The 21288-nt window shown below is 63.4% G+C and carries 25 protein-coding genes; 12 read left to right on the forward strand and 13 right to left on the reverse strand.

From position 1 onward, the window contains the following. The first annotated feature begins 83 nt into the window (after positions 1 to 83). The 3 genes from NKH71_RS18090 to NKH71_RS18100 are packed head-to-tail and all read left to right on the forward strand — an operon-like array spanning position 84 to position 2115. Complete coding sequence (locus NKH71_RS18090; protein ID WP_245278485.1) at positions 84 to 812, forward strand: hypothetical protein; 729 nt, start codon at positions 84 to 86, stop codon at positions 810 to 812. Continuing rightward, entirely contained in the window at positions 809 to 1204 is a 396-nt protein-coding gene (locus NKH71_RS18095) for a phage holin family protein (protein ID WP_352493900.1), read from the forward strand. Before NKH71_RS18090 ends, NKH71_RS18095 begins: the two co-directional genes overlap by 4 nt. Continuing rightward, the gene (locus NKH71_RS18100; RefSeq protein ID WP_352493901.1) at positions 1201 to 2115 is read left to right on the forward strand and encodes a hypothetical protein; all 915 of its coding nucleotides are present in this window, start codon (positions 1201 to 1203) and stop codon (positions 2113 to 2115) included. The genes NKH71_RS18095 and NKH71_RS18100 overlap by 4 nt, the downstream gene beginning before the upstream one ends. 314 nt (positions 2116 to 2429) lie before the next feature. On the opposite strand, the gene NKH71_RS18105 is transcribed toward NKH71_RS18100, so the two are convergent. The 3 genes from NKH71_RS18105 to NKH71_RS18115 all read right to left on the reverse strand — a co-directional run bounded on the left by NKH71_RS18105 (position 2430) and on the right by NKH71_RS18115 (position 4560). Then, positions 2430 to 2951 (reverse strand): ferritin-like domain-containing protein, encoded by a 522-nt coding sequence (locus tag NKH71_RS18105; protein ID WP_352482843.1) that lies wholly within the window; start codon positions 2949 to 2951, stop codon positions 2430 to 2432. A gap of 81 nt (positions 2952 to 3032) precedes the next feature. Beyond that, positions 3033 to 3308, reverse strand: coding sequence for a hypothetical protein (locus NKH71_RS18110; RefSeq protein ID WP_352482842.1), 276 nt, complete (start codon positions 3306 to 3308; stop codon positions 3033 to 3035). 166 nt (positions 3309 to 3474) lie between these two features. Continuing rightward, positions 3475 to 4560 carry a M20/M25/M40 family metallo-hydrolase gene (locus tag NKH71_RS18115; RefSeq protein WP_352482841.1) on the reverse strand — a complete coding sequence of 362 codons (1086 nt, stop codon included), beginning with the start codon at positions 4558 to 4560 and terminating at the stop codon, positions 3475 to 3477. 452 nt (positions 4561 to 5012) lie between these two features. On the opposite strand from NKH71_RS18115, the gene NKH71_RS18120 reads away from it, so the two are divergent. The 9 genes from NKH71_RS18120 (at position 5013) to NKH71_RS18160 (ending at position 12143) form a co-directional block, all read left to right on the forward strand. Then, on the forward strand, positions 5013 to 5111 hold the full coding sequence (locus NKH71_RS18120; RefSeq protein WP_352482840.1) for a pyrroloquinoline quinone precursor peptide PqqA: 99 nt from the start codon (positions 5013 to 5015) through the stop codon (positions 5109 to 5111). Positions 5112 to 5198: 87 nt separating this feature from the next. Continuing rightward, positions 5199 to 6131: a pyrroloquinoline quinone biosynthesis protein PqqB gene (pqqB, locus tag NKH71_RS18125; RefSeq protein WP_352482839.1), complete on the forward strand. Its 933-nt coding sequence runs from the start codon at positions 5199 to 5201 to the stop codon at positions 6129 to 6131. Positions 6132 to 6145: 14 nt separating this feature from the next. Then, a complete protein-coding gene (gene pqqC / locus NKH71_RS18130; protein WP_352493902.1) occupies positions 6146 to 6886 on the forward strand; it encodes a pyrroloquinoline-quinone synthase PqqC in 741 nt (246 codons plus the stop codon). Beyond that, a complete protein-coding gene (pqqD, locus tag NKH71_RS18135; RefSeq protein ID WP_023716589.1) occupies positions 6883 to 7179 on the forward strand; it encodes a pyrroloquinoline quinone biosynthesis peptide chaperone PqqD in 297 nt (98 codons plus the stop codon). Before pqqC ends, pqqD begins: the two co-directional genes overlap by 4 nt. After that, positions 7149 to 8294 carry a pyrroloquinoline quinone biosynthesis protein PqqE gene (gene pqqE, locus NKH71_RS18140; protein ID WP_502900391.1) on the forward strand — a complete coding sequence of 382 codons (1146 nt, stop codon included), beginning with the start codon at positions 7149 to 7151 and terminating at the stop codon, positions 8292 to 8294. The genes pqqD and pqqE overlap by 31 nt, the downstream gene beginning before the upstream one ends. 192 nt (positions 8295 to 8486) lie before the next feature. Then, entirely contained in the window at positions 8487 to 9665 is a 1179-nt protein-coding gene (locus NKH71_RS18145) for a lanthanide ABC transporter ABC transporter substrate-binding protein PedA1 (RefSeq protein ID WP_352895222.1), read from the forward strand. Further along, on the forward strand, positions 9653 to 10621 hold the full coding sequence (locus tag NKH71_RS18150) for a PQQ-dependent catabolism-associated beta-propeller protein (RefSeq protein ID WP_023716592.1): 969 nt from the start codon (positions 9653 to 9655) through the stop codon (positions 10619 to 10621). Before NKH71_RS18145 ends, NKH71_RS18150 begins: the two co-directional genes overlap by 13 nt. Next, positions 10618 to 11343: a lanthanide ABC transporter ATP-binding protein PedB/LutE gene (locus NKH71_RS18155; protein WP_023716593.1), complete on the forward strand. Its 726-nt coding sequence runs from the start codon at positions 10618 to 10620 to the stop codon at positions 11341 to 11343. The genes NKH71_RS18150 and NKH71_RS18155 overlap by 4 nt, the downstream gene beginning before the upstream one ends. Further along, positions 11340 to 12143 carry a lanthanide ABC transporter permease protein PedC gene (locus NKH71_RS18160; RefSeq protein WP_023716594.1) on the forward strand — a complete coding sequence of 268 codons (804 nt, stop codon included), beginning with the start codon at positions 11340 to 11342 and terminating at the stop codon, positions 12141 to 12143. Before NKH71_RS18155 ends, NKH71_RS18160 begins: the two co-directional genes overlap by 4 nt. 3 nt (positions 12144 to 12146) lie before the next feature. On the opposite strand, the gene NKH71_RS18165 is transcribed toward NKH71_RS18160, so the two are convergent. The 10 genes from NKH71_RS18165 to NKH71_RS18210 all read right to left on the reverse strand — a co-directional run bounded on the left by NKH71_RS18165 (position 12147) and on the right by NKH71_RS18210 (position 21257). Further along, on the reverse strand, positions 12147 to 12560 hold the full coding sequence (locus NKH71_RS18165) for a c-type cytochrome (protein ID WP_023716595.1): 414 nt from the start codon (positions 12558 to 12560) through the stop codon (positions 12147 to 12149). Further along, entirely contained in the window at positions 12541 to 13419 is an 879-nt protein-coding gene (locus NKH71_RS18170; RefSeq protein ID WP_352482832.1) for a cytochrome c oxidase assembly protein, read from the reverse strand. Before NKH71_RS18170 ends, NKH71_RS18165 begins: the two co-directional genes overlap by 20 nt. Next, positions 13416 to 13757 (reverse strand): hypothetical protein, encoded by a 342-nt coding sequence (locus NKH71_RS18175; protein WP_023716597.1) that lies wholly within the window; start codon positions 13755 to 13757, stop codon positions 13416 to 13418. Before NKH71_RS18175 ends, NKH71_RS18170 begins: the two co-directional genes overlap by 4 nt. A gap of 1 nt (position 13758) precedes the next feature. Beyond that, positions 13759 to 14364, reverse strand: coding sequence for a cytochrome c oxidase subunit 3 (locus NKH71_RS18180; RefSeq protein ID WP_352482830.1), 606 nt, complete (start codon positions 14362 to 14364; stop codon positions 13759 to 13761). Next, positions 14361 to 16337, reverse strand: coding sequence for a cytochrome c oxidase subunit I (gene ctaD, locus NKH71_RS18185; RefSeq protein ID WP_352482829.1), 1977 nt, complete (start codon positions 16335 to 16337; stop codon positions 14361 to 14363). Before ctaD ends, NKH71_RS18180 begins: the two co-directional genes overlap by 4 nt. Then, positions 16334 to 17308 (reverse strand): cytochrome c oxidase subunit II, encoded by a 975-nt coding sequence (coxB, locus tag NKH71_RS18190; protein ID WP_352482828.1) that lies wholly within the window; start codon positions 17306 to 17308, stop codon positions 16334 to 16336. Before coxB ends, ctaD begins: the two co-directional genes overlap by 4 nt. A gap of 38 nt (positions 17309 to 17346) precedes the next feature. Further along, positions 17347 to 17880 (reverse strand): c-type cytochrome, encoded by a 534-nt coding sequence (locus NKH71_RS18195; RefSeq protein ID WP_352638931.1) that lies wholly within the window; start codon positions 17878 to 17880, stop codon positions 17347 to 17349. After that, a complete protein-coding gene (locus NKH71_RS18200; RefSeq protein ID WP_352482827.1) occupies positions 17877 to 18746 on the reverse strand; it encodes a substrate-binding domain-containing protein in 870 nt (289 codons plus the stop codon). Before NKH71_RS18200 ends, NKH71_RS18195 begins: the two co-directional genes overlap by 4 nt. Then, the gene (locus NKH71_RS18205) at positions 18727 to 20529 is read right to left on the reverse strand and encodes a methanol/ethanol family PQQ-dependent dehydrogenase (protein WP_280940404.1); all 1803 of its coding nucleotides are present in this window, start codon (positions 20527 to 20529) and stop codon (positions 18727 to 18729) included. The genes NKH71_RS18200 and NKH71_RS18205 overlap by 20 nt, the downstream gene beginning before the upstream one ends. 62 nt (positions 20530 to 20591) lie before the next feature. Next, positions 20592 to 21257, reverse strand: coding sequence for a heme-binding protein (locus NKH71_RS18210; protein WP_502900392.1), 666 nt, complete (start codon positions 21255 to 21257; stop codon positions 20592 to 20594). Positions 21258 to 21288 lie beyond the last annotated feature (31 nt).

Here is a 21288-nt window from a genome sequence, read left to right on the forward strand (position 1 = left end):
CGGGTTAGGCTTCGCTTACCAAAAAAGATGACGTCCGAGGGAACACGGGAAGCACAGGCAAGTTCGGTGCGCAGTGGAGGAGATTGCGCCATGAACAGTGTTATTTATCTCATCGGCCTCGTCGTCGTCGTGCTTGCGATCCTCTCCTTCCTCGGATTCCACTAGGAGACACCATGCAGGACCAGGACGATCAGGGCCGTCAGCCGGCCGATTTCGAGACAGCCAGAAGCGAGCTTTCGGAAAGACTACAACGGGAAAAGCAGACCGCGACGGAAGCGCTCCACGATGCGCGTGACGAGATCACCAGGAAAGCCGGAGATTACGCATCGGAAGCAAAGCAAGCATTGTTCAACAAGGCGGAGGGAACGCAGCGCGACGTGAGCGCCAACCTCAAGGCCTTCAGCGGCGCATTGCGCGCGGCAAGCGAGCATCTTGCCAACAATGATCAACGGACCGCTTCGAAATTCGCCCTTGACGCCGCAGGCGGGCTCGAGCGGCTTTCCTCGTCCCTGAAGGATAAACCGTTCGACGAGGTGCTTGGCGAAATTCAGTCGTTCGGCCGCGAAAACTCGGGCGCGCTGATCGCCGGTTCGGTATTGGCAGGCCTCGCGTTGGGGCGGTTCATCAAGAGCTCGCCACCCTCTGCCCAAACCGGAGCACCGGGCCAGTCGGAAACAGGCCGGGCGCCCGAGACGGGTCCTCGCTCGAATGAGTTCGGATGGCAATCGGCAGAGGCAGTTGAGCCGGCCCCGCTAGGATCCGATCAGTCCGGCGATGACTGGGCCAATGCAAGCCTGGAGCGAAACCCATGACTGACAATCAGGACACTCGCAGCCTGACAACCCTTGTCAGCGATCTGGCACAGCAGGTCACAACACTGCTTCAAACCGAAAGCAGGCTGTTGCGGGCTGAAATGTCGGAAAAGGTAAGCAAGGTCGGCGCCGGCGCCGTGGAGGTAATGGGAGGCGTCATTTGCCTGCTTGCCGCCCTGATGGTGCTTTTGCAGGCGCTGGTGATTGCCTTGGCGAGCGCCGGGCTGGGGGCCGGATGGTCCTCGCTGCTGGTCGGCGTCGTGGTGGCAGTACTGGGCGTCGTACTCTTGCGGTCCGGCAAGGCAAGCATGGCTCCCTCAGAGTTGACCCCCGACCGGACACAAGACCAACTTAAACGCGACGCACGCGTGATCAAGGAACAGATAAGATGACCGACAAATCCGCAGCCGAGTTGGAACGCGATGCTGATATTGCTCGCGCCAGAGTGGCAGATACCGCAGACTCGATCCGCAGCAAGATGACACCGGGCCAACTGATCGACGAATTCACCGGGATGTTCAGCGGCGAGGGATCCGCCATGCTCAGCAATCTTAAGACTCAGGTCAGGGACAATCCGTTGCCGCTTACATTGGTCGGCGCGGGCCTGGCCTGGCTGATGCTTGGCAAGGGCACGTCGGTAGACAGTTCAGCACTTGGTGCCTATTCGACCGGCAGGGAACATGACGCCACCCGAAACTTCTCTGACCAGAGGGGCTTGGGCGGGGCCTGGCAGGGCTCACGCGGCGATGAGTACGGTGCCGAGGGCGAAGGTTCCGCCGGCTCCATGCTCTCCGATGCCGCTCGTTCGGTTGCTTCCGTGGCAGGCGGTGCGACTGAGGCTGTGGCAGACGTTGCGAGCGGCGCCAAAGAAAGATTGACAAGCACGGCCGGGCAGGTCGGCTCGGCCGCCACCGATATCACGGGGCGGGTGCGTCAGTCGGCGCAGGACCTGTTCCAGCGCGAACCTCTGGCAATGGCCGCGGTGGGCCTTGCCGTGGGCACCGCCATCGGCGTGATGCTGCCTCACACCGCCGCGGAAGACGCGCAACTCGGCCCCTACCGCGACAAGCTTCGTGACAGTGCCGAAGAAGTCTTTGAAGAAGGCGTGGAACAAGCCAAGCAGGTCGCCGCCGAAGCATATGAGACTGTAAAGGAAGAGGCTGACCGACAGGGTTCCAGCGGCGACGCCGAGACGTTGGTCGACCGCGTCGAGAAAGTCGTGAAAAAGACGGCAAGCAAAACCGAGGAAGCCATTCGCGATCGTTTGCCGGAGACCGACGAGGCTCCCAAATCGACGTCATAGCGCTGCCACCGGTCGTTCCTGGTGATTTCGACCGCGGGTCGCCTTGCGGTGGGAACATCGAAGTCGGCCAGGAGTCCGCAACCTTCCGCAGACAAATGGGATCGCGGCGTTCAAGCCATCAGAACCGGGGCGCTCCGATGATCCGTTCGGATTCTTAGCTCTGAATCCGTTCGGTTCTTCGGGCTCCAAGGAAGCGTGTCTGGCCGACGCGTGGCGCGCGGTCCTTAGCAGCACTTCCGATCCCAGAAAAAACAACCACCCCGTCAATTCGGCTGGGGTGGTTGTCAGGAATTCCTCTTCCCCAGCGGGGCGGCCTAACTCTTGGCGGTCTCTCCCGCCTCACGCAGCCTGGCGTATTGCAAGGTGACGGCGCGAAGGTTCTGCTTCAACCAGTCGGCCATTTTTTCTTCTTCGCTGAGATTCTGCTGAAGAGAGTTGGTTGCCTGACTAAACCCTCCGGCTTCGGCGAGTACGAGCAATGAGTTGTAGGCGGCGATCTCGTAATTTTCGAATGCAAAGTTGGCGAAGCTGTTCTTGAGGATTTCGTCGCCGGCTACGGAATGTCCCATCGCCGCCATGCTGCCGACCATCGACATGGCCGTGTCTTTCAATGTGGAATGGTCCTCGCCGAGGCCATCCAGAATGGATTCCAGCCGGGCGATCTGCCCTTCGGTCTCCGTGATATGCTGCTGCAGGCGATCGGCGACCTGCGGATAGTTCTCGATCCGCTTGACCTGAGGCTTCATGATCGAAAGTGCCTGGTTCTCCATGGCGTGGGCGTTGCGCAGCCCAACAATGAAGATCGAACGGGTTTCGGAGTTGACGTCAGTGTCCATAGGATTTCCTCGCGATTTGATTTGTAGAACCAAACCTCGGCTTCGCCGATTTGTTCCTGGCGAGATTTGATGGACTCGTACCTATCCTTGCTCTTTAAGCAGCGCTGCACAAACATCGCTCACGACCTGCGGCAGGACGTCGAAAGCATAGCCGATGTGAAGCCGCTCAGGCGGCGTGTGGTAGTCTCGTCCCCACGGACCGATATTGATGGTGGGAATGTTGGCTAGCCCACCTGACTTCGGCCAGCGAATGCCGTCCCGCCACATCGGCGTGTTGCGGGCGACGACCTTGAGACCGGACTCGGCCGCCTCGCCAAAGAAGCTCATATCCGAGATGCCGGCGAAATAAATCCGCACAGCCGATTGCCGAGCCATAGCGGGCGCTTGCGTCGGCCGCGACGTCCGAAGCGATCGCCCGCAGCCGCGCCGCTGCCGGCCGGTCCGAAAGGTTCGTCGGCAAGTAAGGTATCGAGCCGAAGCCGGTGACGATTGCCGGTCCCGGCAAGCGGCTCAATCGCCATGCCTAGTCGGTGACCAGCCGGCATTGCTCCGGCAGTGGAAGATCGCGGGCGGCAAGCGAAGCCCCAACGGCGCCAAGCCTCGATCTTGCCTCCGCGTCGAGACGGTCCAGCACTGCCTCGTAACGATGCAGGGGGATTGTTTCGAGGAGATCGATCGCGGCGCTGCCGTGCTGGAAGTGCCGCCGCCGCTTCAACTCCGCCAGGCAGGCCGAAGCAGCATCGGCGCAAAGCCGGTCGAAGCGTTCGAGCACCTCATCCGGCGTCCGGCGATAGCTCAGCACGTTGAAGGTGGCGAACGCCGCAGCCGGCGTGGTCACGTCATAGCCGGACTTGCCGTCGCGAATGCTGAGCAGACTCGGCGGTGTACCCGGAAGCGACCGGGAGTCGTCGGTCAGCTCCGATGCCCATTCCACCCGGGCGGCTATGGCCGCGGCAATGGTCGCCGCATTCAGGCCACTCAACGGAAAGCCGCTATGCGCGGGAACGCCGACGACATGGGCCGTCGGAAGCAGCTTGCCGACCGTTCCAAGCGCGATGACGCGACCCTTGCTGCCGTCCCCGTCGTCGGCGATCGCATCGAGATTGATCGCCGCGAAAATGTCCAACTCGTGCTCGCCGGCTATCTCGGTGAGAACCTGTGCCGCTTTGCGCGCACCGGCAGAATTGTTCTCTTCGTCGGGAACCGCGATAAACAGAAAGTTTCCCGCCGCGTTGGTGCTTTCGGCGAATGCGGCGCAAACCGCCAGCCCGGCGGCCAAACCGGCCTTCATGTCGAGCAGCCCGCGGCCGGCGAGAAACTCCCCCGAGGCGAAGTCGTCCCGCGCCCGCCTCACGGCAGGCGCCTCGGCCATGGCCAAAGTTTTTCTTAGCGCTTGGGTGAGTTGTTGCGGCTGGGTGGCCAGATCCTCCAGATCGCCATAGTCGCGCGTCGTGACGGTGTCGTAGTGACCGGTCAGCACGATGGTGGCGCGGCCAGTACCGCGGACCAGCATCGCCACGCAATGGCGGCCATCTTCCGGCTCGACCTCTATGGTCCAGGTTCCGCGTGGCGAAACGCGGCTTCGCGGCGTAACTCGTCTGCCAGCCACGGGCCGAACGAGGCTTCGCCGCCGGTCCCGGTGACGCTCTTCTGCTCGGTCAATGCGATGGCCCAGCGCATGGCGCGCCCGGACAGGCTGCTTTTCGCCTCACCGTTCATCATTGTGCCCGATACAAGATGCAGGAGAACGAGCTTAGCGCCAGCAGGGCGATTTCCTCAAGAGTTGCGTTGCGCCGGCTTACATCCTCCTGGCTTCGTCAGAAGCCGGTTGTTTCACCGGGGCTTGCTTCTGGTCACAGGTGGCCGGCCGATGCTGTAAGCTTCGCGCGAACATCCGCCACCCCGGTTCCGCTTTCGGTTGATCTGTCTTTTCTTTGACGCGAGCGTCCGACGCCCAATCCGAAAGAGCACCCCTCGCATACCCTGTCGGGAACAAAGCTTGGGCTGCGTGCTTATGGGATTGGCTGCGGTATTTCCAAGGCAGCCAGATCGGAGAAAGACATGAAGAAGAAGACTTGGAAGAAGCCCGTCATGTGCGAAGTCGCGGCGGGAATGGAGATATCGCGCTATTTGCCTGCCGAAATCACCACAAAGAAATGACATTACGCAACCGGCGGGTACGGCATCGGCTGTGCTCGACCGGTTCGCGACATTGCTGGAATAGAGAAACGCGGAGTTTGTCACGGCGTGTGGATTAGGATCATCGGGTCCGCCGCGGGTGGCGGTTTTCCTCAGTGGAACGCCAACGACAGGCTGAACAGGGCCGCGCGGGCGGGTAATCCTGGGGTCCGCCCGCGTCTTCAGACGAGTGTTGCGGCATCTCCAGACGGGCGACACTGGGTGCTTTTCAATGCCTCTCCCGATATCCGCCAGCAGATTGCTGAAAACCCTGAACTCCAACCGCATCCGGAGATGTCGGCACGCGCCACACCGCTGGCAGCCGTCGTCCTGACCGGCGCCGAGATCGACCAGATTTCGGGGCTCCTCAGCTTGCGTGAGCGGCAACCCTTCGCTCTTTATGCAACGGAGCAGGTTCTGGCGGTTATCGCCTCCAATTCGATCTTCGATGTCCTCGATGCTCAGATTGTTTCGCGCCGCTGCCTTCCTCCTGAAGGCTTCATCGATCTTTGCGATGCCGAGGGCGCGGAAATCGGCATCCGCATCGAGGTGTTTTCCGTTCCTGGCAAGGTGGCGCTCTTTCTTGAAGATGGCGGCCGACAGGATCCGGAGCTCCGTTCCGCCGATGGCGGCACGATCGGGGTTCGTCTGATGGAGGGGAGCCGCTCGCTGCTCTTCATTCCCGCTTGTACAGCCGTCGATGAATCGCTGCGGCAACGGATTGCCGGCGCCGACATGGTTCTCCTCGACGGCACAGTGTTCACGGACGACGAGCTGATCACGGCCGGCGTGGGCGTGAAGACCGGCGCGCGCATGGGACACATCGCCATGTCCGGACCGAACGGTGCGATCGCATGTCTGAACCACCTGCCGGTCGACCGCCGGATTTTCATCCATATCAACAACACAAATCCGGTTCTGGACGAGGAATCGCCCGAACACGCGGCGGTGCGCGCAGCTGGATGGGAGATTGCGCAAGACCGGATGGAGCTCATGCTGTGAACGATTTTTCCGACGTGGTCGGCCGCGGCCTCAATGAACAAGATTTGCGCACAGTCCTTCTGCAGGTCGGCCGCGAGCGTTATCACAACCGACACCCCTACCATCGCAGAATGGTGGAGGGAGCGATGTCGAAGACCGAGCTGCAGGCCTGGGCGCTCAACCGCTACTGCTATCAGGCGGCCATCCCGCGCAAGGACGCCACCATCCTGTCCTACGCCGAGGATCCGGCATTCAGGGCCGCATGGCGCAAGCGCATCGAGGACCATGACGGCGAGGACGGCCGGAGTGGCGGAATTGCGCGCTGGCTGCATCTCGCGACGTCGCTCGGCCTTGAGTCGGAAGAGGTGAAAAGCCAAAGGCTGGCGCTGCCGGCAACACGCTTCGCGGTGCAGGCGTATGTCAATTTCTGCGCGTCCCATACGCTGCTCGAAGCAGTTGCTTCCTCCCTCACCGAACTCTTCTCGCCCGATATTATCGCAGAACGCGTGCCAGCGATGCTGGCGCGATACGACTTCGTCAGGGCCGACACGCTCGCCTATTTCGATCGGCGGCCCGATCAGGCCGCACGCGATTCCGATTTCGCGCTGGGCTACGTGCTTCGCTACGCCGATACGCCGGAACGTCAGCAGAAGGTTGTCGACGCCTTGGTCTTCAAGTGCGATGTGCTCTGGGCGATGCTCGACGCGCTCGACTACGCATATGGGCGTGACGGCGTCATACCCCCTGGCTGCTTCCGGCCGGAGACCAACGGATGACAGCGGACCGCCGGAGAGGGATTGTATCGGCGCAATCTCGCCCGCGCCTCGCGCCCTATGTACGCCTGCGTTTCGATCCCGTCCGGAATGCCTGGGCGGTGCTGGCACCCGAGCGCGTTCTGTGGCCCGATGCAATCGGACTGGACATCCTCCGGCGCTGTGACGGCAAGACGTCAATCAGTGCCATCGTGAGGGAGCTTGCTTGCGAATATGACGGTCAGGGCCAGGAAATCGACGCCGACGTCGGCGCCTTCCTGCAGGAATGGGCAGACCGGCTGTTGGTGCGGCTGTGACGCAGGCGCCGTTCCCTCCGATCGCGATGCTGGCTGAGCTGACGCATCGCTGCCCTCTGCAGTGCCCCTACTGCTCCAATCCCATTGATTTGCTGAAAGCCGACCGTGAAATGGAGACGGAACGCTGGCTCGACGTGTTCGAGCAAGTGGCGGCTATGGGCGTTCTTCAAGTGCATCTTTCGGGCGGCGAGCCGACGCTGCGCCGGGACCTCGAACAGTTCGTGTCAACGCTGTCGCAAACCGGTGTCTACACCAACCTCATCACGGCCGGCGTCGGCCTTGCCGGCATCCGTCTGGAAGCACTTGCCAGCGCGGGGCTAGACCATGTTCAGGTGAGCTTCCAGGGTGCCAATGCCGAAACCACCGCGCGGATCGGACGCCATTCCGGCGCCCACGCGCAAAAGCTCGCTGCCGCCAGACATGCGCGGGCCCTCGGACTGGCGCTGACGATCAATGCGCCGATCCATCGGCACAACATCGCGGAAATTCCCGATTACATCGACCTGGCGCTCTCGCTCGGCGCCGAGCGGCTGGAGATTGCCAACGTGCAATATGCCGGCTGGGCGTTGCTCAATCGTCGCTATCTGCTGCCCGACGGCGCCTCGATAGAGCATCAGGTCGCGACCGTGGAGGCCGCACGGGCACGTCTTGTCGGCGTGCTGGAGATCGATTTCGTGGTGGCGGATCATTTTGCGACCTATCCCAAGCCCTGCATGGGCGGCTGGGGGCGCGATGCTTTCGTCATCGCACCGGACGGCTTGGTGCTGCCCTGTCATGCTGCGATGACCATTCCATCGCTGCGATTCGAGCGCTTCGGCTCTCGGCCGCTGGCCGACATTTGGCGGGACTCGCCGGCATTCAACGCCTTCCGTGGGACGGACTGGATGCTGGAACCCTGCCGCAGCTGCGAGCGCCGTGATGTCGACTGGGGCGGCTGCCGTTGCCAGGCGCTGGCGCTGGCCGGCGATGCTGCGGCGGCCGATCCCGTATGCGTCAGGTCGCCCCTCCATGCCCGGATGGCGATGCTGCTCGAGGAGAAGCTTCCGCCGTCCGATGCGAGGACCGGCGGAGACCTCATCCCGCCCTTTGCCTTTCGCCGTATCGGCCGCACATGATCTCGATCAAGAGTCCGGGGCCACCCTCGTTCTCACTCGGCGGCTGGAAGGAACAGTCGAGGTGAGGCCGATCCAGATCTGACCAGCCGTCACCACAAGGCCGTGAATATCCAGAGTGGAACCTTTTCAATGGCGGGGAATTAATCCAACTCCGCCTCGGTCAGTCACTGCGGGAGAGGGAGCTGCAGCGGAATGAGGCTGGCGCTTGCTGTTCTTGCCCTGTTGCTTTTCGTCGCTGCTCCCGGTCTTGCCGAGCCTCAGACGGTGGTAATCGGCTATCTCGGCCAGTCGCGCAAGCCGCCCTTACAGTTGGGTCCGCTGGACCAGTTCGCGACAGATGACGGGCTGCAAGGCGCACGTCTTGGCATCGCCGACGACAATACGACCGGGCGCTTTCTCGGCCAGCATTTCCGGCTGGAGGAGCGAGTGCTGAAGCCCGCCGAGGCGGCATCGGACGCGATAGGCCAGTTCGCTGGCGCCGGCCTTGCGTTTGTCGTCGCCGATCTTGACGCTGTGCCGCTCACGCAGGCGCTTGCGGCGCCTGGCGCCGAGAAGATGCTGCTGTTCAACAGCCGCGCTACCGACGATGCGCTGCGCCAGCAGGACTGCAGGAAGAACCTGCTACACACCATTCCAAGCCGCGCCATGCTCGCCGACGGCCTGGCGCAGTACCTGGTGTGGAAGCGCTGGCAGCGCTGGTTCCTGCTTGTCGGCACGCATTCTGCCGACCAGGCGATGGCCGCCGCTTTTCGCCGCGCGGCGCAACGTTTCGGGGCCGAAATCACCGTCGACCAGCCATGGACGTTCCGTCCGGCGAACGGACGCGCTGATACCGGCCATGTCACGCTGCAGTCAGAAATACCGGCCGCCACGCAGGTCGCCGATTACGATGTATTGGTCGTCGCCGACGAGGCTGACGAATTCGGCGCCTATCTCGATGACCGCACGGCACTGCCGCGACCGGTCGCCGGCACGCAAGGGCTGGTTGCGGCCGGTTGGAGCGCCGTCACCGAGGAATGGGGAGCGACGCAGTTGCAGGACCGCTTCCGGAAGCAGGCGGGGCGATGGATGACGCCGAGCGACTATGCCGCCTGGCTCGCCGTGCGCAGCGTCGGCGAGGCCGCGACGCGGCTGCGCAGCGTCGATCCGTCAGCCATCGCCGGCTACATGCGCGGCGACGATTTTCTTCTCCCCGGTTTCAAAGGCCAAGGGCTCAGTTTTCGTCCATGGGACGGGCAACTGCGGCAGCCGATCCTGATTGCTGGGCCTCGCCTGCTGGTCTCCGCCTCGCCGCAGCCCGGCTTCCTGCATCAGCGGACGCCGCTCGACACGCTTGGCATCGATCTCGAGGAGAGCGCATGCCGCTTTTGACCGCAATCCTCCTGGTGGTGTCCGTGCTTATCTCGGTCGGTCCTGTTGCTGCCGAAACCGTCTACGTGTCGAACGAACAGGACAATGCGGTTGCCGTCGTCGACGGGGCAAGTATGAGCCTCTCGGCAACGATCGACGTCGGACGGCGGCCGCGCGGACTGGCGCTTTCCATTGACAAGAAGACCCTCTTTGTCGCTGTCGGCGACGACAATCGCATCGATGTCGTCGACCTTGCCAAGAGACGAGTGGTCGGCCAACTGCCTTCGGGAGCCGATCCGGAATTCTTCGTCGTGCATCCCGACGGCAAGCGGCTGTTTGTGGCCAATGAGAACGACAATCTGGTCTCGGTAGTGGAAATCGCCTCGGCCAAGGTCATCGGCAACGTCGATGTCGGTGTCGAGCCCGAGGGAATGGCGGTCAGCGCGGACGGCCGTTACGTCGCCTGCACCTCGGAGACGACGAGCATGCTGCATCTCATCGACGCCGGCACGCTCGATCTCGTGGATAATTTGCTGGTCGACACGCGACCGCGCGCCGCGGCGTTCTCCCCGGACGCAAAGCGGCTTTGGGTCTCTTCCGAGATCCGCGGCACGGTGACGGTCTTCGACACCTTAACACGGGCTGAAACCGGCAAGGTCCAGTTTGAGGTGCCGGGTATTCGCCGCGAAGGCGTCCAGGCCGTCGGCATCGAGATGTCGCGTGACGGCGGCACTGCGTATGTCGCGCTGGGTCCCGCAAACCGGATCGCCGAGATTGACACGGCCACGCTGGCGGTGCGCCGCCTTTATCTTGTCGGCCAGCGGCCATGGCACGTCGCGCTGGCAGACGATCAGAGACGCCTATTCAGCGCCAACGGCAATTCCGGCGATATCTCGGTCATCGACCTTGAGAATGAAGAGGTGGTCAAATCGCTGCCGGTCGGGCGCGGTCCGTGGGGCGTCGTGGTTGGGCCATGAAAGCGCTGTCGCTCGACAATCTGGGGCACAGTTTCAAGGACCGGCGGGTGCTCGACGCTATCTCCTTCTCGGTCGAGCAGGGCAGGATGTGCATCCTGCTTGGTCGCAACGGCGCCGGCAAGACCACCTTGTTCTCGCTGATTACCGGTCTCTATCACGCTCGTTCTGGCTCGGTGCAAGTGTTCGGACACGCCATGCGCACCGACCCTGCGACCGCGCTCGCCCAGATGGGCGTCGTCTTCCAGCAGCAGACGCTCGATCTCGATCTCACGGCGGGCGAGAACCTACGCTATCACGCCGCCCTGCATGGTCTTGCCGCCGACGTTACCAAGGTCCGAACACGCGAGGAACTCGGCCGCCTCGAAGTCCTCGACAGGCTCGGCGATCCCATCCGCTCATTGTCGGGCGGCCAGCGGCGGCGTGTCGAGATCGCCCGTGCGCTCATGCACCAGCCGCGCCTTCTCCTGCTCGACGAGCCGACCACCGGACTGGACGTGCCCGGGCGCCGGGCACTGGCGCAGCATGTTCGCGGCTTATGCCGCGAACGCGGCATTGCGGTATTGTGGGCGACGCATTTCCTTGAGGAGGTGACTGCCGAAGATGATGTTGTCGTGCTTCACGGCGGCCGTGTGCGATGGGCAGGCCGCGCCGATCGCATTACCGCCGAACTCGGCGTCGGCAGCATGGCAGACGCGTTCGCTCGCTTGACGGAGTCGGCATGATAACCCGTCATGCGCTGCGGGCGCTCATCGGCATCTTGCAGCGAGAACTGCTTCGCACGCTGCGCCAGCGCGGCCGCCTGATCTCGGCGATTGCCCGGCCATTGGTATGGCTGGCCATCTTCGCCGCCGGCTTCCGCTCCGTGCTCGGCCTGTCGATCACGCCGCCTTACCAGACTTATGTGCTGTATGAAGTCTATGTGGTGCCCGGGCTGGCCGCGATGATGCTGCTGTTCCACGCCATGGCCAGTTCGCTGGCAATGGTCTATGACCGCGAAATGGGCAGCATGCGTCTGTTGCTGACCGCGCCGCTGCCGCGCTGGTATCTGCTCGGCGCTCGCCTGCTCGCCAGTGTGGTCGTCGGCCTGCCGCTCGTGTACCTGTTCTTGCTGATCGCGCGCTACTGGGACGTGCGGCCACCGATGCTCGGCTATCTCGCGGTTCTGCCGGCGCTGGTGCTGTCCGGGCTGATGCTTGGCGCCTTCGGCCTGCTCGTCTCGTCAGTATCGGCCCAGATGGAGAATTTCGCCGGGGTGATGAACTTCGTCATCTTTCCGATGTTCTTCGCCTCGACCGCGCTCTATCCACTGTGGCGACTTGCCGAGGCTGGTCCGGTGCTTGCGACGGTCGCAGCGCTGAACCCGTTCAGCCATGCAGTCGAGCTGATCCGCTTCGCGCTCTATCTGCGCTTCGAGCCGGTCTCATGCCAAGTAGTTCTGGCCTGCCTCGTCGTGTTCTTCCTCGCCGCGGCGGCCGCTTATGATCCCGGTCGTGGCCTGTGGTCGCGACGCGGCGAGCAATGACTTTCATTTGAGCGAATAGAGGTAGGCAGCCACGTCCCGCGCCTCCTGCTCGGAAATTCTGGTCGAAGGCATTGCCGTATGCGGGCTGATCTCCCTTGCCGCACGGATCCAGCGGATCAAGTTTTCCGGCTTGTTGTACAAGACGCCGCCGACGTAAACCCGGTTGGCCAAGCTGGCGTCGAGGCGCGGGCCGACCAGCCCTTGCGCTCCGGGAACGCCGGTGATGGTGTGGCAACCGGCGCAGCCATTGGCCATCATGATCGGTATGGCGCGGGCGCCGACACCGCCGGTCGCATTGTCGGCCTTCTGCTCGACCCGACGGCTTTGCTCGAAGTACAACGCAATCCCGGCCAGGGCTGCAACGAGCACGACAATTACCGCAGCGCCGATTATGGCTTTAGACAGCGTGAAGCGCATGCGGCGCCTCCTTTCGGCTGCTCGAGCGGATCCACAGGCCAGCCAGCAGCAACGCCGCGCCGCCATAGATCAGGCCGGCCGGAACCCACATCACCAAACCGGCGAGTTGCTGGTCCTCGAGCGGACTAAGGCTCCACAATTCTGCGCCGGCGGCGTTTTCCGGGTACCACAGCCTTGGCGAGACCAGCAGCAGCACTCCGAGCAGGCCGGTGTGCAGCGAGGTGAAGAAAAGGTGCATGACCGCGCTGCCATAGGCTTGTTCGCGGCCGGGGCGCGGCAGCAGCACCCACCAGAACAGCAGGCCGCTACCGAGGAAGCTGGCATGTTGCGCATAGTGCAGGGCACCCTGTCCAAGCGCTGCCTCGAACAGGGCCGGAACGTGCCACGCCCATATCGCGACGCCGTGCAGGACGGTGGCGGCTGCAGGGCGGCTGATGGCGACCCAAACCGCTCGCAGCATCTTGGCGTGCCCGGCTGTGCCCAGCGCCTGCCGCAGCTTGATCGGCAATGCCCACATCATCGCCGCGGCCGGACAGGAGGCGACCAGCAAGGGCGCCGCCACCGCCATCAGCAGCTCATGTTCGATCATATGGGCGGTGAAAACGCGCTCACCCAATGCATGGAGCGGATTGACCAGCGCTGCTGCCAGAATGACCCAGCCGGCCGCGAACAGCAGGGCTTGCCACAGCCGCAACGGGCGGCTGCGAGCACTCCGCCGCCACAACCGAGCGGCTCCAGCGGTGTAAAGCAGTGCGATCGCTGCCAACGGCAGCGTAATTGGCAGCGCCAGCGTCCAACCGGCCTGAGGGGCGCCGGCACCGTAGCAGATCGAGGTCGAGAAGAGCGCCTCGAAGCTCATCGTATGCAGCCGTCAAGAATGAGCGAGGCAGCGCCCTGCATGACGATTACCAGCGTAAACAGCACCGCGCTTAGAATGCTGACATTGGCGACGAAATCTTCGGTGCCGCGCGTACGCTCCGGTTTGAAGGCGGCGCCGCCTTGCTGTCGCGCCCGCCACGAAAGCGCGCCGCCGAGCAAGGCCAGCACCGCCAACACCAACGCAATGACGGGGATGATCGCAATCCTGTGAGCGCACTGCCACTCGACAACCGCGTAGTTCAGTTGCGTCGATACCGCCCAGGCCAATGGCCCCGACAACAGCCCACCCCAGGAAGTTCCGTACCGAACCGCACGCATCTCAACCCAGCCTCGGCGTCCAGTAAATAAACAGATAGATCGGGATCCAGGTCGCGACCACGAAATCCCAGTAGAAGACGTTGTCGCCCACATCCCCGAAACGCCGGCCGCTATAGCCATGGCGCGTGAACATCAGAACCGTCAGCACCAGCGTGTCGCCGACATCGGTGATCAGATGTGTGGTGTGGAGGCCGAGCAGCACCCACAGCATCGAGCCATACGCATTGGTATCCCAATAAATGTTGAGGGCCGGAAATTCGAACCAGCGCACGACAAGCGGTGCGATGCCGAGCAGCGACATCACCAGCAGGCCGATGCGCACCGGCACCATGGCACAGGCTTCGGCGTAGCGGTTCAGTATGTGGTTGGGCACCACGCTGGCGAGCAGCAACAGCATGACGATGGTGCCCGGCCAATGGTTGGGCGGCGGCACGCCGAGCGGCCATTCGGGGGACAGGTAGGCAAGGTAGAGATAGGCGCCTGCGGCGAGCGCGAAACCAGTGCCCTCAAGCGCCATGAAGGCGAGGGTGCCCCACCAGGTCGGGCTGCGCGGTCCGAGCCCGAAGGTCGGGAGTTCGGAAAGATCCGCGGCCGGGCGCTGTTTCATTCCTCGTCCTCCGGATCGCCTTTCGGCCAGAACCAGCCGATCAAGGTGATGGCGATCGGCCCGGCTCCCCAGACCACCGCCCACGGGCTGAAGATCGAATAGAGAAAGGTGGCGCCCACGGCGAGGGCGGCGAATAACGGCCAGATCGATGGCGTCGCCGACTTCTCGCGCACATCGGGATGCGCCTCTGCCACGGTCGAAATAACAAGTTCGCGCACGTCGACACGAAGCCCAGTCGCCACCGGCAGCGTATCGCGTTCGGCCCACAGCGGCTCGGCATGTGTAACCACCGGAATATGGGCGAAATTGTAGTTAGGCGGCGGAGACATTGTCGCCCATTCCAGAGTGCCCGCATTCCAGGGATTGTCCCCGGCCGGCGCGCCCCTCAAGGCGCTGTGAACCAGGTTTATGGTAAACAGCACGAAGCTCAGGAACAGGACGACCGCGCCGGCTGTGATGCACAGGTTGATGTTGCCCCAGCCGAGCTCCGCCGGATAGGTGTAGACCCGGCGCGGCATGCCCCACAGCCCGACAATGTGCATCGGAAAGAACGCCGCATTGAAGCCTATGAAGGCAAGCCAGAAGTGCCAGCGTCCGAGACGCTCGTTCATCATCCGGCCGGTGATCTTGGGGAACCAGAAATAGGTCGCGCCGAGCAGCGGGAACACCGACCCGCCGATCAGCACGTAATGGAAATGCGCGACCACGAAATAGGTGTCGTGCACTTGCAGGTCCAATGGGACCGAGGCCAGCATCACGCCGGTCAGGCCGCCTGCGACGAAGGTGAAGAAGAAGCCGAACACGAACAGCAGCGGCGTCCTGACTATCGGCTTTCCGTCCCACAATGTCGCCAGCCAGCAGAAGATCTGCAGCCCATTCGGGATGGCGATCAGCATGCTCGACGCGGTGAAGAAGCTCGCGCCGAGCTTCGGCAAGCCGGTTGCGAACATGTGGTGGACCCACAGGCCGAACGACAGAAAGCCGACCGAAATCAGCGACAGAACCATGCCCAGATAGCCGAATACCGGACGCCGGGCGAAAGCGGCGATGATCGAGGACACCATGCCGGTGGCCGGCAGGAAAATGATGTAGACTTCGGGGTGGCCGAAGAACCAGAACAGGTGCTGGAAGAGCAGTACGTCGCCACCCTCGGCGGGATTGAAGATATGGGTGCCGACCAGCCGGTCGAGGATCAGGAACGTCGACGTGATCATGACCGCCGGCATGGCGAACACGATCACGAAGGAGGTGACCAGCAGCGCCCAGACGTAGAGCGGAATCTTGTCCAGCGACATGCCCGGCGCGCGTTGCTTCAGCACGGTGACGATGGTGGCAACCGCGACCGCCAACGACGACACTTCGGTATAGGTGATCATCTGCGCCCACACGTCGGAACGCTTGCCTGGCCCGAATTCAGGGCCGGACAGCGGCACATAGGAGAACCAGCCGACGTCGGGCGCCATGTCGAGTGCAAACGACACCCAGGCGAAGAGGCCACCGGAGAGATAAATCCAGAAGCTGAATGCATTGAGGCGCGGAAAGGCGATGTTGCGGGTGCCGACCATCAGCGGCACGAGGTAGATGCCAGTCGCCTGAACGATCGGCACTGCAAACAAGAACATCATGGTTACGCCATGCATGGTGAACAGCTGGTTGTAGCGGTCGGGCCCGATCAGCCCGCGCTCCGGCCCCGACAGTTGGATGCGCATGGCAACGGCGCTGAGGCCACCGAGGCACAGGAAGAAGAAGGCGGTGATCAGGTAGCGCCGCGCGACAATTTTGTGGTCGACGCTCGAGAGCGCACCGATGATGCCCGGTGCCGTCTGCCATGTCCGCGCCAGCCAGCGGTCAAGGCTGGCGTCGTCGAGGCCGGTATCGCGAGGACCGTCGTGCTCGGGAGCTAGGTCACCCTTTTGTGCTGCGGCGCGTTGCTGGGCGAGGTCACGCTCATGGGCTAGGTCGGCGCTGCTCATTTCAGGCCTTCGAGATAGGCTACGATCGCATTCAGCTCGTCCCCGTTTAGTCCCACCACGGGCATGTGGGCACCTGGCTTGATCCCTTGCGGATCGGCTATCCAGGCTGCGAGATTGCCGCGGCTCATCGCCAGCGTTCCGGCAGCGAGCGTCTGCCGGCTTGCGATATGTGTAAGGTCGGGAGCGACCGTACCGCCGGCGATGGTGCCGCCGATCTTGTGGCACATCACGCAAGGCCGTTTGAGGAATAGGTCATGGCCGGCTTTTGCCTCGCCAGAGGCAGGAGCGACCGCCGGCCGCAGCTGATCGTTCAGCCACGCGTCGAAGACGGGCCGGGGTTCGGCGACGATGAAGGTGCTCATATTGGCGTGCTGCGCGCCGCAGAACTCGGCGCACTGGCCGCGATAGACGCCGGGCTTGTCCGCCTTCAGATCGAGAACGTTCTCGTGGCCTGGAATGAGGTCCAGCTTGCCCGAGAGGTTCGGCACCCAGAAGGAATGGATGACGTCGGTCGAGGTCACGACAAGCCGCACCGGCTCCCCCGCCGGGATATGGATTTCATTGGCGGTCGTCAGGATGCGGTTCGGCTGATCGTTTTCGTAGCGCACCTCCCACCACCATTGATGCCCGGTCACCCGGATCGTCAGCGCCGCATCCGAGCCGATGGCGGCGAGCGTCCGGTTAGCGAAGTAGCTCAGCAGCGTCAGGCCGACCAGGATCAGGGCGGTAGCGGCGAGTGCGGCGACGACAATTCGCATCTTGCTGCGCTCGGCGGCAGCGTCGAGGACAAGCGGATCGCCGAGCGGCGCCGGGCGCCGGGCCAATGGCGTAATCAGCACGGCCATCACCAGAAGCCAGACCGCCGTGCACAGCGCGGTGAAGAACCAGATCAGCCATGCAAGCTCGCCCGCGGCCGGGCCTTTCGGGTCGAGCGCGGATTGCCAGCCGCTGCATCCTGCAAGGAGCAGCATGCAGGCTGTGCTGCAGCACACCCTGCAAAGAAGGCGGTTCACGGCGACTTCCCCAGCGTCGCGGCGTCCGGCAGGCGATTTTCGGATGGATGGGGCATCATGTCGTCGTCGCGGCTCGGCGCAGCGGACTTTGGCGCGTTGCCGCTCAGCGCGCGGACGAAGGCGGCAAGCTCCCAGATCTGGTCGTCAGGGATCTTGTCGCGGAAGCTCGGCATGCCGTTCGGCCGGCCGTCCCTGATCGTGGCGTGGATGCTTTCGATCGAGCTGCCATAGAGCCACTTCTGGTCCATGAGGGCCGGGCCCATGCCGCCGCCGCCATTGGCATGGCAGCCGGAACAGTTGAACCAGTTGAACAGACGCTTGCCCTCGCTGAGGTGGAAGGCGTTGGCCTCGAACACGCCGGCCTTGTTGTCGGACGAGGCCGGCCGTTGGCCGCCCGGCTCGAGGGCCGTCACAGCCGCCGGTTGGTTGCCCGAGCCGAGCACCGACTGTGGACGCGTGTCGCGTTCCTCGCGCTGGCAAGCGGCAAGGACGAGCATCGCCGACAGCAAGCATGGAAGGCCGCGGTTCATCGCACTGCCGCCCCGGCGCCGTCGAGGCGAGGCACGCCATATTCCGCCAGGATCGTATCGATCTCGGCGCGGTGTTTGGCAATAGCTGCGTCTACCTCACCGCGCAGTGCATCGTCGTCGCGGCGCACGGCCATCGAGATGTCGTAGATCATCGGCAGCAGCGGACCGTCGATACGCGGCGCAACCGGCGTAATTCGTAACGGAGCTTTTTGCCTGGCGGCGAAGTAGCCGGCCAACGGTCCCCAGACGACGGCAACATCGATGTCGCCATTCGCCACCGCCTCGATGATGCGCGCTGGCGGGTTCGGCGCGGAATAGTCGCCATAGACCGGGAAGCCGATGAGATGGCCGACGATGCCGCGGCGCCCGAGCGCCTGGACGGGTGGCGAGTTGGCGCCGTCGTCGCCGATCAGCTGGACGCCGATGTGCAGATCGCGCAGGCGAGGATCGTTGAAGGACGTGATTTCCGGCGCATCCTTTCGTGTCACGAAGACGTAGGAAGACCGGTAGTAGGGCGCGGTGGTGCGCAGCATTTCGAGATTGGCGGGTGTGCCGGGCACCAGATCGCACAGGCCGGCTTTCAGCGTGTTGCGCACAAAGCCGCGCCGCTGTGCCCACCATGTGTAGGAAACAGTCGCACCAAGCTCCTCGGCGACGAGTTCGGCAATCTTGTTTTCAAAGCCCTCCCTGGCGGCATTGGAGAACGGCATGTTGTTGGGATCGGCGCAGATTCTCAATTCGCGCGCATCGGCAAGGGGGGCAACAAGCGAGAGCGCCAGTGCACCGACCGCGGCGGCAAGCCGCCGCGGTCGCGTTCTCCGTGGCCGCGCAACTCGGCCGATCGTCTCAAGGCAGCCGGAACACATACAGCGTACCTCCCGGCGTGGTTACATCCTTCAGATCCTTCATGACGTTGACGAAGCCCAGCGCGGCGGTGGCGTCGCGCGGGTCGAGATCGCCGGATACGATCGCCCCAGCCCAGCCGCCGACGCCCGAAAGGACCGCGACATATTGGTGCCCGTCTGGGCCGCGATAGGTGATCGGCTGGCCGATGATGCCGGACGACGTCTTGAACTGCCAAAGCAGCGCGCCGGTCCTGGCGCTGACCGCCTTGAACCAGCCTTCCATCGTGCCATAGAACACGACATTGCCGGCGGTGGCGACGGCGCCGCTCCACACCGGAAAGTTCTCCTTCAGGCTCCACGCCGGCTTGGCGGCGGCGACATCCCAGGCGGTGAAAGCGCCGCGATTGCCGCCCGGCCCCGGAATCATGCGCACGTTCATGCCGACATAGGGCGTCCCGGCGATGTAATTCACCTCGACGCCTTCTTCGTCCATGCACATGTTATTGTGCGGAATGTAGAGCAGGCCGGTCTTTGGCGAGAACGCCGAAGGCTGCCAGTCCTTTAGCCCGGATGCGGTGGGGCAGATGTCGCGCACGACCTTACCGGTGCCGGTTTTTTTGTCGGGATTTACAATCAGCCGGCCGGTCTTGAGGTCGACGCCCTTGCTGGAATTGACAGGCCCGAACGGCACCGCCGACAATACCTCCCCCGTCGTGCGGTCCAGCAAATAGACATAGCCGTTGCGTTCCGGTCGGACCAGGACCTTGCGGAGCTTGCCCTGCCAAGTCATGTCGAGCAGCACCTGCTCGTTGATGCCGTCGTAATCATGGAGGTCGTGCGGGGTCCATTGATAGAACCATTTGGCTGCGCCGGTGTCGGGATCGCGGGCAAAGATGCCGGCGGTCCATTTGTTGTCGCCGGGCCTCAGATCCGGATTCCACGGGCCGGGATTTCCGGTGCCGTGGAAGATAAGGTTCAGATCCGGATCATAGGAGATCCAGCCCCACACATTGCCGCCGCCGATCTTCCACGCATCGGGCGGCCATGACGTCACGCCGAGATCCTTGCCCTTGTCCATGTCGTAATGCGGCTTGAAATCGGGGCCGATCAGCACCTCGGCGTCCGGGCCGGTGTTGTAGGCCGTCCAGACGACGTGCCCGTCGCCGGCGTCGAGCGCCTTGATCCAGCCGCGCACGCCCATTTCGCCGCCGGAATTGCCGACCAGCACCTTGCCCTTGACCACCAGCGGCGCCATGGTGATGGTCTCGCCGATATTGATGTTGCCGATATGGGTGTTCCAGACCGGTTTGCCGGTGGCTGCATCAACGGCGATGGTATGGCCGTCGAGCGTGTTGAAATAGATGCGCCCGTCGAAGAAGACCGCACCGCGGTTGACCACGTCGCAACAGGCAACGCCCTGCGCCGCAGGCTCGGGATTGGGCTCGAATTTCCACTTCATCGGCGCGCCGGGCTTGGTAAGGTCAAGCGCGTAGAGGATGTTGGGAAACGGCGTCACGATGTACATCGTGTTGCCGACGACCAGGGGCGCAGCCTCCTGGCCCTTGTTGACGCCAGTGGAGAATGTGAAGGCCACCTGCAGGTTCTTGACGTTGTCCTCGGTGATTTCCGCAAGTTCGCTGTAGCGGGTCGAGGCGTAGTTCTTTGCCGGCATCGCCCACTGGCCGTCGTCGGGCGGAGCAGCTGCGGACGGCGGATTTATCGCAAAGCTTGACGTTGACTGAGCAACCGCCGTGGTAACTAGCGCGAAGCCTGCCAGCAGCGTCCATCCCAGCATCGCAGCCATTGGCCTTTCTCCCCTTTTGGCTGACACACTGGTTTTCGCTGCCACCTGTCGCACTTGCCTCATTAGCGTATCGACCCGCCGACACCGGCGCCAAGCTCTGCGGCTACGTCCGCCTCGGTTCCGGCACACAATGGATGGCCCCAGCCGGAAGCGCTCTTGCCGCCGGGATCGAGGTCGAAAATGATAGCGTCCTTGCGGTTTGGGTTGACGCCGGCCGGTACCTTGTCCAGCCCGAGTGCGGCCCGCACCCGCCAGGCGACATTGTGGTCGGCACAAGAGGAATCGCCGCTTATCCCGAGGGCCCCGACGATCCCCTTGCCGTCGTAGAGAGCCAGGCCACCGCCAAACACGACGACACCGCCGATGGGCTTTCCCAGCAATGGATCGCTGGAGCTTCCATACGTAGAAGGATCGCCCGCAAAGGCTGCCGCCTGATTGACCGGATTGGTGGCCAGGAGGCCGAATAGAGGACCGCCGGGCTGCACCGGCGCGTAGAGGTTCGCGGTGGACAAAGCCATCTGCGCGAGGCTGAGCCCGTTGGCCGTATTGGCTTTTTCGGCGGCGATCAGTCGGCTGCCGGGCCACTGGGCGTCGGCGGTAGGCCCGCTGAAGGCGACGGCGCAGACAGTTCCGTCGCGAGCCACGATTGCCGCCCATTCATTGGTATCGAAGCCGCCATTGCCGGGGCCGCCGCTGGCTTTGACGTTGGCCTTGAGGGCGGCCAGCAATTTGTCATGGTCGGCCGGGCAAGGTGCTTGA

The organism is Mesorhizobium sp. M0983, from assembly GCF_040318975.1.
In the GTDB taxonomy this organism is placed as follows: Bacteria; Pseudomonadota; Alphaproteobacteria; order Rhizobiales; family Rhizobiaceae; genus Mesorhizobium.